Source organism: Maccoyibacter intestinihominis, from assembly GCF_040096355.1.
Lineage (GTDB): Bacteria > Bacillota > Clostridia > Lachnospirales > Lachnospiraceae > Maccoyibacter > Maccoyibacter intestinihominis.
Map to the genome: position 1 here is coordinate 1 of NZ_JBBMEX010000005.1, position 14,764 is coordinate 14,764.

The 14,764-nt window shown below is 42.0% G+C and carries 14 protein-coding genes and 13 tRNA genes; 26 read left to right on the top strand and 1 reads right to left on the bottom strand.

Features of this window, described 5'->3' with window-relative positions; translation table 11 throughout:
- From WMO43_RS05785 to WMO43_RS05900, 24 genes are all read left to right on the top strand, one after another.
- Positions 1-72, top strand: a tRNA-Thr gene (locus tag WMO43_RS05785).
- A gap of 4 nt (positions 73-76) precedes the next feature.
- Positions 77-150 (top strand) — tRNA-Ile (locus tag WMO43_RS05790).
- A gap of 19 nt (positions 151-169) precedes the next feature.
- A tRNA-Asp gene (locus WMO43_RS05795) sits at positions 170-243 on the top strand.
- Between the two features lie 26 nt (positions 244-269).
- A tRNA-Val gene (locus tag WMO43_RS05800) sits at positions 270-342 on the top strand.
- Positions 343-361: 19 nt separating this feature from the next.
- A tRNA-Leu gene (locus tag WMO43_RS05805) sits at positions 362-445 on the top strand.
- 15 nt (positions 446-460) lie between these two features.
- Positions 461-534: transfer RNA gene (locus WMO43_RS05810), tRNA-Arg, on the top strand.
- Between the two features lie 76 nt (positions 535-610).
- Entirely contained in the window at positions 611-1,543 is a 933-nt protein-coding gene (locus WMO43_RS05815; protein WP_353530536.1) for an AEC family transporter, read from the top strand.
- A gap of 145 nt (positions 1,544-1,688) precedes the next feature.
- Positions 1,689-3,995 carry a DUF8509 domain-containing protein gene (locus WMO43_RS05820; RefSeq protein ID WP_353530538.1) on the top strand — a complete coding sequence of 769 codons (2,307 nt, stop codon included), beginning with the start codon at positions 1,689-1,691 and terminating at the stop codon, positions 3,993-3,995.
- Positions 3,996-4,300: 305 nt separating this feature from the next.
- A complete protein-coding gene (locus tag WMO43_RS05825; RefSeq protein WP_353530540.1) occupies positions 4,301-4,462 on the top strand; it encodes a hypothetical protein in 162 nt (53 codons plus the stop codon).
- 162 nt (positions 4,463-4,624) lie between these two features.
- Positions 4,625-4,936, top strand: a complete 312-nt coding sequence (locus WMO43_RS05830; protein WP_353530542.1) for a rhodanese-like domain-containing protein — start codon at positions 4,625-4,627, stop codon at positions 4,934-4,936.
- Positions 4,937-5,017: 81 nt separating this feature from the next.
- A complete protein-coding gene (locus WMO43_RS05835) occupies positions 5,018-6,181 on the top strand; it encodes a THUMP domain-containing class I SAM-dependent RNA methyltransferase (protein WP_353530544.1) in 1,164 nt (387 codons plus the stop codon).
- Positions 6,178-7,836 carry a lectin like domain-containing protein gene (locus tag WMO43_RS05840; RefSeq protein WP_353530546.1) on the top strand — a complete coding sequence of 553 codons (1,659 nt, stop codon included), beginning with the start codon at positions 6,178-6,180 and terminating at the stop codon, positions 7,834-7,836. The genes WMO43_RS05835 and WMO43_RS05840 overlap by 4 nt, the downstream gene beginning before the upstream one ends.
- A 7-nt stretch (positions 7,837-7,843) precedes the next feature.
- Positions 7,844-8,890 carry an N-acetylmuramoyl-L-alanine amidase family protein gene (locus WMO43_RS05845; RefSeq protein WP_177963822.1) on the top strand — a complete coding sequence of 349 codons (1,047 nt, stop codon included), beginning with the start codon at positions 7,844-7,846 and terminating at the stop codon, positions 8,888-8,890.
- A gap of 2 nt (positions 8,891-8,892) precedes the next feature.
- A complete protein-coding gene (locus WMO43_RS05850; protein WP_353530548.1) occupies positions 8,893-9,489 on the top strand; it encodes an XTP/dITP diphosphatase in 597 nt (198 codons plus the stop codon).
- A gap of 3 nt (positions 9,490-9,492) precedes the next feature.
- Positions 9,493-9,975: a metallophosphoesterase family protein gene (locus tag WMO43_RS05855; protein WP_177963824.1), complete on the top strand. Its 483-nt coding sequence runs from the start codon at positions 9,493-9,495 to the stop codon at positions 9,973-9,975.
- Between the two features lie 155 nt (positions 9,976-10,130).
- Positions 10,131-10,205, top strand: a tRNA-Pro gene (locus tag WMO43_RS05860).
- A gap of 4 nt (positions 10,206-10,209) precedes the next feature.
- Positions 10,210-10,280, top strand: a tRNA-Gly gene (locus tag WMO43_RS05865).
- Positions 10,281-10,305: 25 nt separating this feature from the next.
- Positions 10,306-10,379: transfer RNA gene (locus WMO43_RS05870), tRNA-Arg, on the top strand.
- Positions 10,380-10,384: 5 nt separating this feature from the next.
- Positions 10,385-10,458 (top strand) — tRNA-His (locus WMO43_RS05875).
- 34 nt (positions 10,459-10,492) lie between these two features.
- Positions 10,493-10,564: transfer RNA gene (locus tag WMO43_RS05880), tRNA-Gln, on the top strand.
- A gap of 18 nt (positions 10,565-10,582) precedes the next feature.
- Positions 10,583-10,655: transfer RNA gene (locus WMO43_RS05885), tRNA-Lys, on the top strand.
- Positions 10,656-10,818: 163 nt separating this feature from the next.
- Positions 10,819-11,265: a zinc dependent phospholipase C family protein gene (locus tag WMO43_RS05890; protein ID WP_353530550.1), complete on the top strand. Its 447-nt coding sequence runs from the start codon at positions 10,819-10,821 to the stop codon at positions 11,263-11,265.
- Between the two features lie 67 nt (positions 11,266-11,332).
- Positions 11,333-11,755, top strand: a complete 423-nt coding sequence (locus tag WMO43_RS05895) for a hypothetical protein (RefSeq protein ID WP_353530552.1) — start codon at positions 11,333-11,335, stop codon at positions 11,753-11,755.
- Positions 11,756-11,810: 55 nt separating this feature from the next.
- On the top strand, positions 11,811-12,851 hold the full coding sequence (locus tag WMO43_RS05900; RefSeq protein ID WP_353530554.1) for a GNAT family N-acetyltransferase: 1,041 nt from the start codon (positions 11,811-11,813) through the stop codon (positions 12,849-12,851).
- Here WMO43_RS05900 and WMO43_RS05905 read toward each other — a convergent pair.
- A complete protein-coding gene (locus tag WMO43_RS05905; protein ID WP_177963827.1) occupies positions 12,848-13,246 on the bottom strand; it encodes a CBS domain-containing protein in 399 nt (132 codons plus the stop codon). The two genes, WMO43_RS05900 and WMO43_RS05905, sit on opposite strands and share 4 nt — an antisense overlap.
- Positions 13,247-13,425: 179 nt before the next feature.
- Here WMO43_RS05905 and WMO43_RS05910 point away from each other — a divergent pair.
- Positions 13,426-13,505 (top strand) — tRNA-Leu (locus tag WMO43_RS05910).
- Between the two features lie 345 nt (positions 13,506-13,850).
- Complete coding sequence (locus tag WMO43_RS05915; RefSeq protein WP_353530556.1) at positions 13,851-14,762, top strand: ABC transporter permease; 912 nt, start codon at positions 13,851-13,853, stop codon at positions 14,760-14,762.
- Positions 14,763-14,764 lie beyond the last annotated feature (2 nt).

Consider the following 14,764-nt stretch of genomic DNA (forward strand, 5'->3'; position numbering starts at 1 on the left):
CCGATGTGGCTCAATTGGCAGAGCAGCTGATTTGTAATCAGCAGGTTATCGGTTCGAGTCCGATCATCGGCTTTTTGGACCTTTAGCTCAGTTGGTTAGAGCAACCGGCTCATAACCGGTCGGTCCTGGGTTCGAGTCCCCGAAGGTCCACTAATAAAAAAGTAAATATGGCCTCATGGCTCAGTTGGTTAGAGCGCCGCCCTGTCACGGCGGAGGTCGGGGGTTCGAGTCCCCCTGGGGTCGTTCGCATGAAGTTTTATAACATGCATGGGATCTTAGCTCAGCTGGGAGAGCATCTGCCTTACAAGCAGAGGGTCACAGGTTCGAGCCCTGTAGGTCCCATTTATGACGAAAGTCATATGCCGGCGTGGCGGAACTGGCAGACGCGCAGGACTTAAAATCCTGTTGTGGAAACACAGTATCGGTTCGATTCCGATCGCCGGCATTCAAAACAAAATATGTGTGTGTAGCTCAGCTGGATAGAGCACTTGGCTACGGACCAAGGTGTCGGGGGTTCGAATCCTCTCACGCACGTTGCAAAAGAATCCAAAAGTATTGCGATAATGCTTTTGGATTTTTTATGTCATAGATTACAGATGGAGGTTAAAAAATGAGTGCAGTCATTGTGTTGCAGCAAATGCTTGTATTATTTTCCATGATAGCAATTGGAGTATTTTTATGGAAGAAAAACTGGATAGATGTGAAAGGACAGAAAGCTCTTTCTAAAATGGTAGTCAATATTTTTAACCCATTGCTTCTTATATATAGTATCAGTGGATATGATTTTGAAAAATCGACGATGAATATCGGACAAAATATGGTCTTTGTGATCGTATATTTTGTGTTGTTGTTTTTGATGGGATTTGTAGTGGCATTTTTATTGCGTTTGAAAAAACCACAGAAGAATTTTTATCAGATGATGATGCTGTTTTCTAATATCGGATTTGTAGGGATTCCGATTGTAACTGCCTTATTAGGAAGAGAATATGTGTTATATATTGCATTTTATACACTGGTTTATAATGTACTTTTATACACTTATGGAATTTATCTGGCGATTAAAAGCAATGTGGACGAAGGTGGGACAAGCGTCTTCTTTCCAATTAAAAGGATTTTGAATCCGGGAGTGGTTGGCTGTGTCATAGCAATTTTGATCTTCTTATGCGGACTGGACATCCCGGCACCGGTAGAGACATTTTTAGATTATATGGGAAATACCTGTATTCCGTTGTCTATGATCCTTATCGGGATTTCCGTGGGACAGATGGAGCTTTCAAAGTTGTTTTCCAATTTGAAAATGTATGTATTTTTGGCAATCAAGATGCTGCTGATCCCAATCGGAGCCGCATTGATCTGTAAGCAGCTTCCGGTGGATGCAGGAGTGTATAAGGTGTTTGTCATTGAGTGTGCGGTACCGATCGGAAGTATTATCACCCTGATTGCACAGGAATATGGTGCAGAAGACGATAGTGCAACGATTGGAACGGTCTTAAGCACACTACTATCAGTAGTAACGATACCGATCGTAGCGATTTTTTTATAAGGTTATAGCGGCAAATAGAAATTCGCATAGATATTTATAGAAACAAATAAAAATCTATACAGATATTTTGCTTGTAAGACAGAAAAGATTCAGATATAATGAAAATAGTCAGAAAAGTGTTGTACGAAATTGAGAAGGGAAAGCGATGAGCATGGTTAGGATAGAAAAAGGAAAACATCTTATCCATAAGGATGATGCACAGGAAAAGTTAGAGATCATCTTGCAGGGGCGTGTAAATATGATCGTAGGGGATGAAGTAATTCCATTGGATACGGGGACCATCATTGGAATTGCTGCCTGTGAAAAACAGAGATATTGCTGTGATTATATTGCTGCAGAGGATACGGTGTTGATGGAATACCCATATAAACAGGTTGCAGATTTAGAAAAACTTTTTGCGGAACAGCCAAAGTATGCAACGGTATTTCCGATGGCGGCAGTGAAGCAGGCGAACACGGTACTGAATTATTATGGTAAAAGAACCGAATTAGCGAAGAAACTCTATTCTATGGGAGTTGGAATGTACAGAGATTATAAGTATCTGTGCAGTAAGTATGATTTAACAGAAAAACAGTTGATGAGTATGGAGCATTTGGTTCCATTAGAGCAGAGTTATATATTAGAAGAGTGGAAACAGGGATATTTTCAGGCATTAGCAGGAAAAGATATGCAGAGTGTCAATGCTTTTTTAGGCACGGATTTTGCAGTTGGAATCGGAACGATGCTCTATGCAGGCAAGGTGATCAATGAAGTGCTTGCAAAAATGGAAGGAGTCCGCGACTATCTGCATTACTGGCAGGATATTCTTTTAGAAGAGGGCGGTGATGATCTGTTCCAACTCTATTTTGATTTAGAGATACGGGCGACAAGAAAGGGTGCAGATACATCCGATATTCAGCAGCGTATGGAAAAACTGATGGAGTTTATCCATGTGTCAGAGTTGTATGATGAAAAATTTGTGCGTGAGAGATTCATAGAATATGAAGGCTATGATTTTACTGCGATCCCGGAAGAAGAGATAGAACCGGAAATAGAAGCAGAAGAAAATGCGGCAGAGGCAGCACAGGCAGAACTCGGAATTTCACCGGAGGCAGTGTCAGATCCGCTTGCTTACATTTTAGAATATGCTTCTTATGATGCGGAAAAGATTGAAGAAATCCGTAAGCAGATTGCTACATATCGTGATCTTCCGGATATTTATTCTACAGATGACCATGTGCGAAAACTCAGAAGATCCATTGCAGCGGTATATTATGAAGTTTATAAGGCAGCGATCAAACGGGCATTGCAGGAACAGGCAATTTCTCCGGTCTTAAGAATGTTTTTTGATTTCGGATTTATGGACAGTGGTCTGTTAGGGGAGGAATATACGGAGCAGTTGTATGCGGTAGCAGAAAGACTTTCCGAGTGCAATTCCGAACATGTATATACAATGTATGAGTGGCTGAAGAGTATTTATATAGGAAAAAATGAGCCTTCTAAAAATGAGTTTGATCTGGATTATCCGGCGTACTTAGCAGATCTGCGTCGAAATGGAACGATTACAAAGAAAGAACAGGAAGAGTGGAAGGATGACCAGTGGAAGAAGGTAGAGTATGAGATTGAGAATATGTTTACCTCTTCTAACAGAGCAGTTTATGGTAAGATTTCTACATTTATTCCGATTTTATGTGAATATGATATTGTAAATAGTGTAGAAACGATGCTGGTGACAGCCGCACGGATCAATGAAGCCTTAGACAAGATCCGCAGTGTGGATTTCTCTATTTTTTACCGCGATACGACATTCTCAGATCCGGCACATGACATTACAAGAGAATTTTTGAAAAAAGAAGTACTTCCGGATGTGATCCTGATGCCAAATGCCGGTACAAAGGCGATGATGTGGCAGGAAACAGCAGGAGGAAGACGCGATACATCTGCAAGATTTTTATTCCCGGTTATGACTGCCGGAAATCTGGATGAGTTGATGTTAGAGACTGCCGGAAGATTCCGGTGGGAGATGTGCCGTAAGGAACAGGGCGCACGTTGGAATGATATCCGTGAAATGTCATTGACCTCAGAATACTATGATTATGTTCAGTATTACAAAAAGAATCACGACCTTTCCCCGGAGGCAAAAGAAAAATTAAAGAATGCGCTCTGGAAAGCTAAAAATAATTACCGTGAAGTCTTTGTAAAGGATTATCAGGTATGGATTAAATATGAAGCAAAAGGCAGCTTTAGAATGAACCGGGTAGCGAGAGGAATCCTCTTCCGTTATTGTCCGTTTGTCAAAGAGATCAGGGACAGTCTGAAGGTAAGCCCGATGTACCAGGAGATGATCCAGAAGTACGATATCATTATTGGCAGGGAAAAACGTCATGTGGCTCTTTTTGAGGACAAATACCGGAAGGCTGGCGGTGAACTGACCGAGGAAATGATCGTAAACAAAGAATTTTATGAAATGTAGTAGGTTTATTACGAAATGCAATATTTTTCATGTGTAATATTAAAAAATAATAGTATGTAAGAATTTCTAATTCAGTATTTTTAGACTTATAATGGAAGTTTTAGATGAAGAAAGAACCGATGGAAAACCATCGGTTCTTTCTATGAGGGGAGTATAAATAATTAATAAGGGGTATAACTATAAAAGCATAAAAGCTTTTATAACCTACATTGTAATATAAAAAAATTTCAAAAACAATGTACATATGTGAATAATTGTACGAAATTCAGAGATACTATTTGTGCAATGAAAAGGAGGGAAAAATCATGGCAAAAAATTCTCAGAACAAAGCAAACAATGCAACAAATGCTCAGACAAGCAATGATGCAACTTCTAAAAACAGCACAAATAGTGCAAAGTCTAAAGCAAGCAATGCATCTAAGAACAAATCCACAGATTCTACTAAGGATGCAAATAACTGCTACTAGAACCGTTTGACACCAATCGTTGAAAGCGGAATAGTATATAGTAAGAACAGATTACAAAGTAACTTTTGTAATCTGTTTTTCTATATAAAAATGTCACAGGAATGGTTAACAGTATCAGGTATCAAATAATCAGTTCGAAATCCAGGGAGGGGGAGACAACAGATGTCACAGGAAGAGATCAGGACAATCGGAGTCAGGGATATTCCAAAGTATCAGGCACGGGAAGATGTGATATGGATCGATGTCAGGGAAAGAGAAGAGTATCTTCTTTATCATATACCGGGAGCAAAAAACCTTCCATATGATGATATGGAGCAGTGGGAAAAGCGATTGGATAAAAGTAAGATCTACGTTCTTTACTGTGAAAGAGGAAGTCTTAGCATGATGGCGGCAAAACAACTTTTAAAGGACGGATACTCTGTCTGTACATTGATCGGAGGAATCCGTGCCGTACAGGAGCGAAATCTGGATTAGGTGTGAAAAATGATTGACAGTAGAAAAAGGAACAGATAGTATAATAGTAGTTTCATGAGATTTATTAGAAAGAGAAGAAAGATGCAGAATTACCAATTAACAGCGCCTTGTCATTTTGGACTTGAGGCAGTATGTAAAAGAGAAATTTATGATTTAGGATATGAGATTACAAAGGTGGAAGACGGCAGGGTCACCTTTGCAGCAGATGCGGAGGGTATCTGCCGTGCAAATATTTTCCTGCGGACGGCAGAACGTGTACTTTTAGAGGTAGGAAGATTCCGTGCCACCACATTTGATGAACTTTTTGAAGGAATTAAGGCACTTCCATGGGAAAACTATATTCCAAAGGATGGAAAATTCTGGGTAACCAAGGCAACTTCGATTAAGAGTAAGTTGTTTTCACCTTCCGACATTCAATCGATTGTAAAAAAGGCAATGGTAGAGAGGATGAAACGTGAATATGACCTTACCTGGTTTCCGGAAGACGGAGCATCCTATCCTGTAAGGATTTTTTTGATGAAGGATGAGGTTACGGTAACGATCGATACGACCGGAGAATCCCTGCACAAGAGAGGATACCGTAAGATGACAAGTAAAGCTCCGATTACCGAAACTTTGGCAGCAGCACTTATTATGTTAACCCCATGGCATGCAGACCGTATTCTGGTTGACCCGTTTTGCGGTAGTGGAACATTTCCGATCGAAGCGGCAATGATGGCGGCAAATATCGCACCGGGACTGAACCGGGAATTTATTTCCGAAGAATGGACAAACCTGATTCCAAAACAGTTGTGGTATGATGTCATTGAAGAGGCAAATGACATGGTACATACGGACATCAAGGTGGATATTCAGGGATATGATATTGATGCGGATGTAGTAAAAGCTGCAAGGGAGAATGCGAAGAGAGCCGGAGTGGATCATCTGATCCATTTTCAGCAAAGAGCAGTGGCGGACATGCATCATCCGAAGAAATATGGCTTTATTATTTCAAACCCGCCATATGGAGAGCGGTTAGAAGAAAAGGAAAATCTGCCGGAACTTTACCGACAGATCGGAGAGATGTATCGTGGACTGGATGCATGGTCGATGTATCTGATCACGAGTTATGAGCAGGCACAGCAGTACATTGGAAGAAAAGCGGATAAGAACCGGAAGATTTACAACGGAATGTTAAAGACGTATTTTTATCAATTTTTAGGTCCGAAGCCGCCAAAGAGAAGAAATAATGAGGAGTCACATTGAAGTATTCAAAACGTTATATCTGTCTGACCATCATTTTGCTTTTGGTGGTTGCTTTAAAATTTAACAGGAACGGATCGGAACAGGTAGAGACTTTTCGTGGAGCACAAATGGAACCAAAGGTCTGGAATCCTCTGATCGCGGAAAGTGTCAATGAAAATCCGCTGTCTTTAGTCGTGGACAACCGTATCTATAGCAATGAGGATTATGATATTTATATGAACCAGAAATTAGATATCATGATCCCGGTTTCACTGGTAAGAGACAGCTTTAACTGTAGTGCCGGTCTGTATGACAAAGAAAAACTCGTGGTAGAAAAACATGAGGAAAGTGCGGATTTTTCATTAGAGGACAAACAGCTTACGAAAAAAAACGACAATTATTATGTCTCTGCCTCAAAACTTTCGAAATCATTGTCCTATGATTATTCCTGGGATATCCAGAAGAATACGGCATCTGCGGCAGATATTTCGGGAGCAACTTCCATTTATCCGAGTAAATATGATCTGCGGGAAAAAGGACGCGCAACAACGGTCAAAAATCAGGGAAGCCTTGGCACCTGCTGGACATCAGCGTCTGTCAGTGCGTTAGAGACCGCTCTTTTGCCGGAGGAATCCGTGCAGTTTTCTGTAGACCATATGACGTTAAAAAACAGCTTTTCGCAGACGCAGAACGATGGTGGAGAGTATACGATGGGAATGGCATACCTGACTGCATGGCAGGGACCGGTCTATGAAGCGGATGATCCATATGGAGATGGAGAATCCCCGGACGGATTAAAACCGGTGAAGCATGTGCAGGAAATGCAGGTGATCGAAGGAAAAGATTTTGAAAAGATCAAGGAAGCCGTATTTAAGTATGGCGGTGTCCAGACTTCGATCTACAGTGCACTTCGCAGTTCACAGAGCCAGTCGGAATTTTATAACAGCAGCAAGAATGCATATTGCTATATCGGAACGGAAAAACCAAACCATGATGTTGTCATCATTGGATGGGATGATAATTATTCCAAGGAGAATTTTTCAACGGCAATCGAAGGAGACGGAGCATTTATCTGTCAGAATAGCTGGGGCGGAGGTTTTGGCGATAACGGAGTATTTTATATTTCTTATTACGATACCAATATCGGTGTCCATAATGTCGTGTATACCGGCGTTGAGAGTACAAAGAATTACGACAGCATCTACCAGTCAGATCTGTGCGGCTGGGTAGGGCAGATTGGTTATAATAAGGAATCTGTCTATGGAGCAAATGTGTTTACTGCCCGGAAAAATGAAAAATTGCGTGCAGCAGGATTTTATGCAGTCGGCAAGGACACAACGTATCAGGTTTATGTAGTAAAAGATTTTAAAGATACCTCTTCTTTTGAAAAAAAGGAAAGGGTAGCACAGGGAAAATTAGACAATGCGGGCTATTACACGATACAGTTTGATAAGGAGATCAAAGTGGAGCCGGGAGAAAAATTTGCAATCGTGATCTTTGTAAATACGCCGGATGCCGTACATCCGCTTGCCATTGAATATACGGCAGATGCTACCACTGCGAAAGTGGATTTAAGCGATGGCGAGGGATATATCAGCCCGGATGGAAGAACATGGGAAAGTGCCGAGGATACACAGTCATGTAATCTCTGTATCAAGGCATATGCAGGAAAGTAGGCGTGTGATGCAGGAAAAAATACTGAAGATATCAGCCTGCTTTTGTGTGGCGTTAGCAATTGTGGCATGTGCATCTTTTTACTATCTGCCAAAACTGCATGATACGAGGCTGTCTTTTGGAATGGAACAGTTAGAGCAATTTATACTGACAAAAAGTGAAAATTCAGGGATCAGTGCCATTAATACCGATGTGAAGGCGAACTTCCCACAGCAGCTTCGGGTAGAGCTTCCGGCAGGCTGTGATGCAAGTCAGGTGGAGGTGCGTCAGAATTATAATTCGCAGACCGTGGATCTGATCATTCCGACCGATGAGCAGGAATTTTTGTATGAGAAACCTTTAGTCGGCAGCAGTAAAAATATCAGTGATGTGTTCATGGATTATGCAGGCGGAAAGGCAGTCATAGAGATTGTCTTAAACCAGGTGTTTGAGACGGAAAAGACCTGTGCAGGAAAATATCTCTATCTGGATTTTTTGTCACCGCATGAAATCTATGATAAAGTAGTAGTAATCGATGCGGGACACGGCGGGAGCAAGCCGGGAGCCATCAAGCAGGGAATCTGTGAGAAGGATATTGATCTGGCTATAGTGTTAGAATTGAAGAAACTATTAGAACAAAATAAAAAAATCGGTGTATACTATACAAGAGTAGATGACAGCAATCCGTCCTTTGACAGCAGGGTAGACCTTGCAAACAAAGCGGATGCGGATCTGTTTATCAGCGTTCATAACAATTCCACGACAGGACCGGGACTCTCTAAGGTACAGGGAACACAGGTCATGTACGATGAGAAGAAACCCGATAAAGATTCTAAGGATTTTGCGCAGATCTGTTTAGAAGAGGTAACGAAATCCTGTGGCAGTGTCGATAAAGGTCTGGTGGCAGGAAATGATATTTTTATCATCCGAACGGCAGCAGTACCGGTCGCACTCATCGAAGTGGGATTTATGACAAATGAAGAAGAACTGACAAAATTAAATTCAAATGATTATCAAAAGAAAGTGGCAGAAGGCATTTATCAGGCGATCCTGCGGGCTTTTGAGGAAGGATACTAGAAATGAACAAGATTATTTTTGCAACCGGAAATGCCGGAAAGATGAAAGAGATCAGAGAAATTTTGCAGGACATGAACATGGAGATCCTGTCGATGAAAGAAGCCGGAATTGAGGCAGACATTATCGAGGATGGAAAGACGTTTGAAGAAAATGCCATGATCAAGGCAAAAGAAATCGCAAAATATACAGACGAAATCGTCTTAGCAGATGATTCCGGATTAGAAATCGATTATCTGAACAAGGAGCCGGGTATTTATTCTGCCCGCTATATGGGTGAGGATACGCCTTATGAAGTAAAAAATGCCAATTTATTGGAGCGTTTAAAGGGCGTAGAGAAGGACAAACGTACCGCACGGTTTGTCTGTGCGATCGCAGCAGTTCTTCCAAATAAAGAAGTCCTTACAACGAGAGGCACGATTGAAGGCTACATTGGAGAGAAACCGGTAGGTAAGAACGGATTTGGCTATGACCCGATTTTTTATGTAGAGGAATACGGCTGTTCTACGGCAGAGTTGTCGATGGAGCAGAAGAATGAGTTGAGCCACCGTGGAAAGGCGCTGCGGGCAGTAAAAGAGGAATTAAAGAAAAAAGGATTTTAGCGTATGAAAAAAATTATGGTTGTAAGCGATACCCACAAACATCATAGAAATCTTGCAAGGGCGTTAGAGCAGGCAGGTACACCGGATCTGCTGATCCATCTTGGCGATGCTGAGGGATATGAGGATTACATAGCAGACATGGCAGGCTGTCCATTAGAGATCGTATCGGGAAATAATGATTTTTTCTCCATGTTGGACAAAGAAAAGGAGATACGGATCGGAAAATACAAGGTGCTGCTCACACATGGACATTATTACTATGTCAGTGCGGGACTGGACACACTGCGCAAAGAAGCCTATAGCCGTGGCATGGATATTGTGATGTTTGGGCATACGCACAGACCATTGATCGAATACGATAAGGAGCTTACCGTTATCAATCCGGGAAGTCTGTCCTATCCGAGACAGCCGGGAAGAAAACCGTCTTATATTATGATGGAACTCGACCGTGAGGGAGAAGCGCATTTTACGATCCACTATTTATAAGGGCGCTAAAATATCTACAAAAGTACAAAAAATTCAAAAACATGAAAAAATTTTTAAAATTTTTAAAATTTCAAAAAAAATGTTGACAAGCATGAATGTCTATTATATAATATGTCTTGCGTCACGAGTGATGCAGAAATGAATATTGTGAATTACGGGGTGTGGCTCAGCTTGGCTAGAGCGCCTGGTTTGGGACCAGGAGGCCGCAGGTTCGAATCCTGTCACCCCGACTCTGCGGGTGTAGTTCAATGGTAGAACACCAGCCTTCCAAGCTGGATACGTGGGTTCGATTCCCATCACCCGCTTTGTATTTGCAAAATTCGATAACATGTGTTCGTAGCTCAGCTGGATAGAGCAACGGCCTTCTAAGCCGTGGGTCGGGGGTTCGAATCCCTTCGAGCACGTTATGGTGGGTATAGCGCAGTTGGTTAGCGCGCCAGATTGTGGCTCTGGAGGCCCAGGGTTCGAATCCCTGTATCCACCCTTGATGCGATAAGTTCAGCATCTGAAAAAATGATGGGCTATCGCCAAGCGGTAAGGCACAGGACTTTGACTCCTGCATTCGCTGGTTCGAATCCAGCTAGCCCAGGTCTTACAAATTAAATATGGGGTATTAGCTCAGTTGGCAGAGCACTTGACTTTTAATCAAGTTGTCCGGGGTTCGAATCCCCGATGCCTCAGTAACATGGACTTACTACAGTTTTGTGGTAAGTCTTTTTACATTTATTTTACCGAGTTTTTTTCAAAGCATGATAGTAACGTTTTTTCGGGCATACTATACTGAGATGTGAAAAGAAAATGAGGAAAGAGAGAAAGAAACGTGCCATCTACTTATGCACATGATTGCTTTGGAAAAGCAGTTTACAAACAGTTACCAAAAGAGATACAAAAAGAGATCAAAGCATATGGTCCGCTTTACATGCCAGACCGGCGGCAGAATTCTTTGAACAGGCATGGAAGAAGAGAAAGGAGCTGCCGGCGAACCGTGGCGGATTTGCCTATCTGTATGGGTTCATCTGTCACTTTGCGTTAGACCACAGCTGTCATGGATATATTGAGGAAAAGATGCAAAAGAGCGGGGTGACGCATGCGGAGATCGAAGTAGAATTCGACCGGATGTTATTGGAAAAACACGGACACAATCCCATCACTTCGCACCTGACAAACCATATCCCGACAGATGCAACCTGTGCCGGTGTCATTGCGGAATTTTTTCCGGAAGTAACAAAGCAGGAGGTGCAGCAGGCTGTATCAGGATGCAATTCCGTTAGCAGTACAGTTGATCTGTGAATATCGGGATAAGGGACCGTGTGATGAGGTATATCAGTGTACCTTTGGCGTGGAATAGGAGTATACGATGGAAAAAGAGAAAATGACAAAATTAGAAAAACAATGGGTATTATATGATGTGGGTAATTCGGCATTTGTGATGCTGGTATCCACGATCATACCGATTTATTTTAAAAATATGGCAACGGCAAGTGGAATCTCCGCAGCAAATTCAACCGCATATGGAAAAGATGTGGGCATCAGCGACAGCAGTATGCTGCTCGCGCTGCTCTTGACACAGGTGGTTGCATTTCCGTGTTCCATCCTGTTTGGAAAATCAGCACGGAAATATGAATCGGAAAAACTGATCTCTGTCTGCATCGGTGCCTATTTTCTGATCGCGCTGATGTTTGTGCTTGGATTTATAACCTTCCGGCTTCAGCGGAGTGGCAGTTTTTACGGAAGATGGAAAACTTCGGTTTTTCCGATGTTAGGAAGAAAACCTCTATAGAATTTGAATCGATAATATGGTAAAATGCATCCAAAACAAAGACAGGAGAGCAGCTATGACAGAAAAAGAAAAAATGTTAGCAGGCATGGTCTATGAAGCCGTTTTGGATGAAGATTTAAAAGAGGACCGGTTAAAGTGCAAGGATCTGTGCTTTGCAGCGAACCAGCTTCCGCCTTCTAAGATCAAAGAGCAGAGTGAGATCTTTGTGTCACTTTTTGCAAAGGCGGGAGAGGGCTTTTATATTACCACACCGTTCTGGTGCGATTACGGATATAATATTGAAATTGGAAAAAATTTCTACAGCAATCACAACTGTGTCATTTTAGACTGTGCAAAAGTAACATTCGGTGACAATGTATTTGTAGGACCAAATTGCTGCTTTGCAACGGCAGAGCATCCGTTGGATGAAACAGAGCGTAACCGCGGACTGAAGACAGCCAGACCGATACAGGTGGGCAACAGTGTGTGGTTTGGTGCAGGCGTTACGGTCCTGCCGGGCGTTACGATCGGAGATAATGTAGTAATCGGTGCGGGAAGTATCGTGACGAAAGATATTCCATCGAATGTGGTCGCAGTGGGAAATCCGGCGCGTGTCATCCGGAGTCTGGAAAACAGTGGTCTGTATCGGATCGTACCATTAAAAGAAGTATATGCAAAAGACATCTGCGGTTGGAAATATGAAGGAGAATATTCCCTGTACAGTTATTCTTCCTGGGAAATGGCGGTCAGAAATCACTGGGAGATTGCAGATGCGAAAGTACGCGGGCAGGAGTACCGCGGAGTGCTAAATAAAGCAGGAGAACTGACAGGCTATTTTAAGATGCATCAGGATGAAAACGGCGAGGTTGAGATAGGACTTGGAATGCGGCCGGAAGAGTGCGGTCAGGGCAAAGGGGCAGACTTTGTAAAAACCATTACGGATTATGTAAAAAAACAGTATCCGGAAAGCCTTGTCTATCTGGAAGTTCGCCTATTTAATCAAAGAGCCGTGAAGTGTTATGAAAAAGCAGGCTATCAGGTGGTCTGTGAACATGACAGCATCAAACCATGGGGAATTTTCCGGTATAAAAGAATGGAGTTAAAAAAGGAGGATTAAAGTTCCTTTAAAATGCTTCGGATGATATCCTGTCTGGTTACAATGCCGATGAAAAAGTTACGGTCATCCACGACGGGGATAAAGTTCTGGTTCATGGAGCGTTCTAATAACTCATCCATGGAAACATCGATTTTAACGGCAGGGTTAAAGTCCTTGCGCAGAATGTCGCTGACCTGATAATTTTCCTGTACCCGTAAGTCGTTGTTGCGGTATTCTAAGATATGCCAGAGAAAATCGCCTTCGCTGACACTTCCGACATAGGTGCCATCCTTAGAAAGCACCGGAATGGCAGAATAACCGTGGGCATGCATTTTTTCAATACCCTGACGGAGTGTGTTGGTGTCATAGACAAAAGCGACTTCGGATTTATTTTTTAATAACATTAATACGTTCATTGATTGTTCCCCCATAAAATACATATTGACGTTCCTAGTGTATGGCATTTTCTGACATTTTTCAACTGCCTTGCAGCAGTTATAAGAAACTTTTAAGGAAGTTTAGAGTTGGTTTAGAATTACGAAAAGAATTGACAAGGAGTTCAGAATCCATTAGAATAGGAAAACGGATATGTTAAGCGGGCATGGCGGAATTGGCAGACGCGCTAGATTTAGGTTCTAGTGGGAGACCGTGCAGGTTCAAGTCCTGTTGCCCGTATTCAATGATGACAAAAGAGGGTTTCCTGAAGTATTTAAGGAAGCCCTCTTTGTGTATAAAAAACCCAAAATCATGCATGAATATGAATTTTATGGAATATGCCCAAATTTATTGACAAACTGGCGGTCAAAATGATAAAATACAACAAAGCTATGAGTTAAAAAATAGATTATATTTTGGGGTGCGATGAAGCGGGAAAAATCTCGCCCTTTTTTTATTTCAAGATAACACTTTGCCATAGTAAAATGGAAAAGTACATACCTGTCAGGAAATAAAAATCCTGTCGTACAAAAGTGAGAGGAAATGCTCATATAAAATATAATCTGGAAACAAGGAGTGAAACCAATGAAAGAATATATTGTCAAACGAGTGTTTCTTGCCGTCGTGACGATATTCGTAATCAGTGCGATTACGTTTTTTGCGATGAACCTGATACCGGGTGGACCGTTCAATACGGAAAAAGCATTAAGCCCGGCAGTTCAAAAAACTTTAGAAGAACGTTACAATCTGGACAAACCGGTATATGTTCAGTTCGGTATGTATCTGAAAAATCTGATGCATGGTGACTGGGGCGTGAGCTTAAAGAGCGGACGTGACATCTGGACAGATATGTGGTCCAAATTCCAGATATCAGCAAAATTAGGAGGAATGGCAGCGATTGTTGCGATTATCGTGGGAATTGTTCTGGGAAGTATCGCAGCGCTGAACCGAAATAAGTGGCCCGACCGTGTCATTATTTTCTTTACGACACTGGCAACGGCAATGCCGTCTTTCGTATTGGCAACCCTGCTGCTGTTAGTATTCTGTTTACAGTTGGAATGGGTTCCGGTCTGGTCATCGAGTGATCCGAATTATGTACTGCCTGTCATTGCTTTGAGCCTTTATCCAATGGCATATATCACAAGACTGACAAAAACAAGTATGTTAGACGCATTGAATCAGGATTATGTGCGTACAGCAAGAGCGAAGGGTGTAAGTACCAGAAGAGTTATTTTTAAACATGCACTTCGTAATGCATTAATCCCGGTCGTTACATATGTAGGACCAATGGTAGCCTATATTCTGGTAGGTTCCATGGTAGTAGAGAATATCTTTACCATCGGTGGTCTTGGAACAGCGTTTGTTACAAGTATTACAAACCGTGACTATACGATGATTATGGCAACGACAATTTTCTTAGCGGTTCTCATGGTAATTGCAAACCTGCTTACGGATATTGCTTATAAGATTATCGACCCGCGTATCACATTTGAATAAGA

Excerpts from the sequence above, each read along its gene's own strand:
- WMO43_RS05815 (WP_353530536.1), top strand. The coding sequence starts at position 611 with ATGAGTGCAGTCATTGTGTTGCAGCAAATGCTTGTATTATTTTCCATG.
- WMO43_RS05820 (WP_353530538.1), top strand. The coding sequence starts at position 1,689 with ATGAGCATGGTTAGGATAGAAAAAGGAAAACATCTTATCCATAAGGAT.
- WMO43_RS05825 (WP_353530540.1), top strand. The coding sequence starts at position 4,301 with ATGGCAAAAAATTCTCAGAACAAAGCAAACAATGCAACAAATGCTCAG.
- WMO43_RS05830 (WP_353530542.1), top strand. The coding sequence starts at position 4,625 with ATGTCACAGGAAGAGATCAGGACAATCGGAGTCAGGGATATTCCAAAG.
- WMO43_RS05835 (WP_353530544.1), top strand. The coding sequence starts at position 5,018 with ATGCAGAATTACCAATTAACAGCGCCTTGTCATTTTGGACTTGAGGCA.
- WMO43_RS05845 (WP_177963822.1), top strand. The coding sequence starts at position 7,844 with ATGCAGGAAAAAATACTGAAGATATCAGCCTGCTTTTGTGTGGCGTTA.
- WMO43_RS05850 (WP_353530548.1), top strand. The coding sequence starts at position 8,893 with ATGAACAAGATTATTTTTGCAACCGGAAATGCCGGAAAGATGAAAGAG.
- WMO43_RS05855 (WP_177963824.1), top strand. The coding sequence starts at position 9,493 with ATGAAAAAAATTATGGTTGTAAGCGATACCCACAAACATCATAGAAAT.
- WMO43_RS05895 (WP_353530552.1), top strand. The coding sequence starts at position 11,333 with ATGGAAAAAGAGAAAATGACAAAATTAGAAAAACAATGGGTATTATAT.
- WMO43_RS05900 (WP_353530554.1), top strand. The coding sequence starts at position 11,811 with ATGACAGAAAAAGAAAAAATGTTAGCAGGCATGGTCTATGAAGCCGTT.
- WMO43_RS05905 (WP_177963827.1), bottom strand. The coding sequence starts at position 13,246 with ATGAACGTATTAATGTTATTAAAAAATAAATCCGAAGTCGCTTTTGTC.
- WMO43_RS05915 (WP_353530556.1), top strand. The coding sequence starts at position 13,851 with ATGAAAGAATATATTGTCAAACGAGTGTTTCTTGCCGTCGTGACGATA.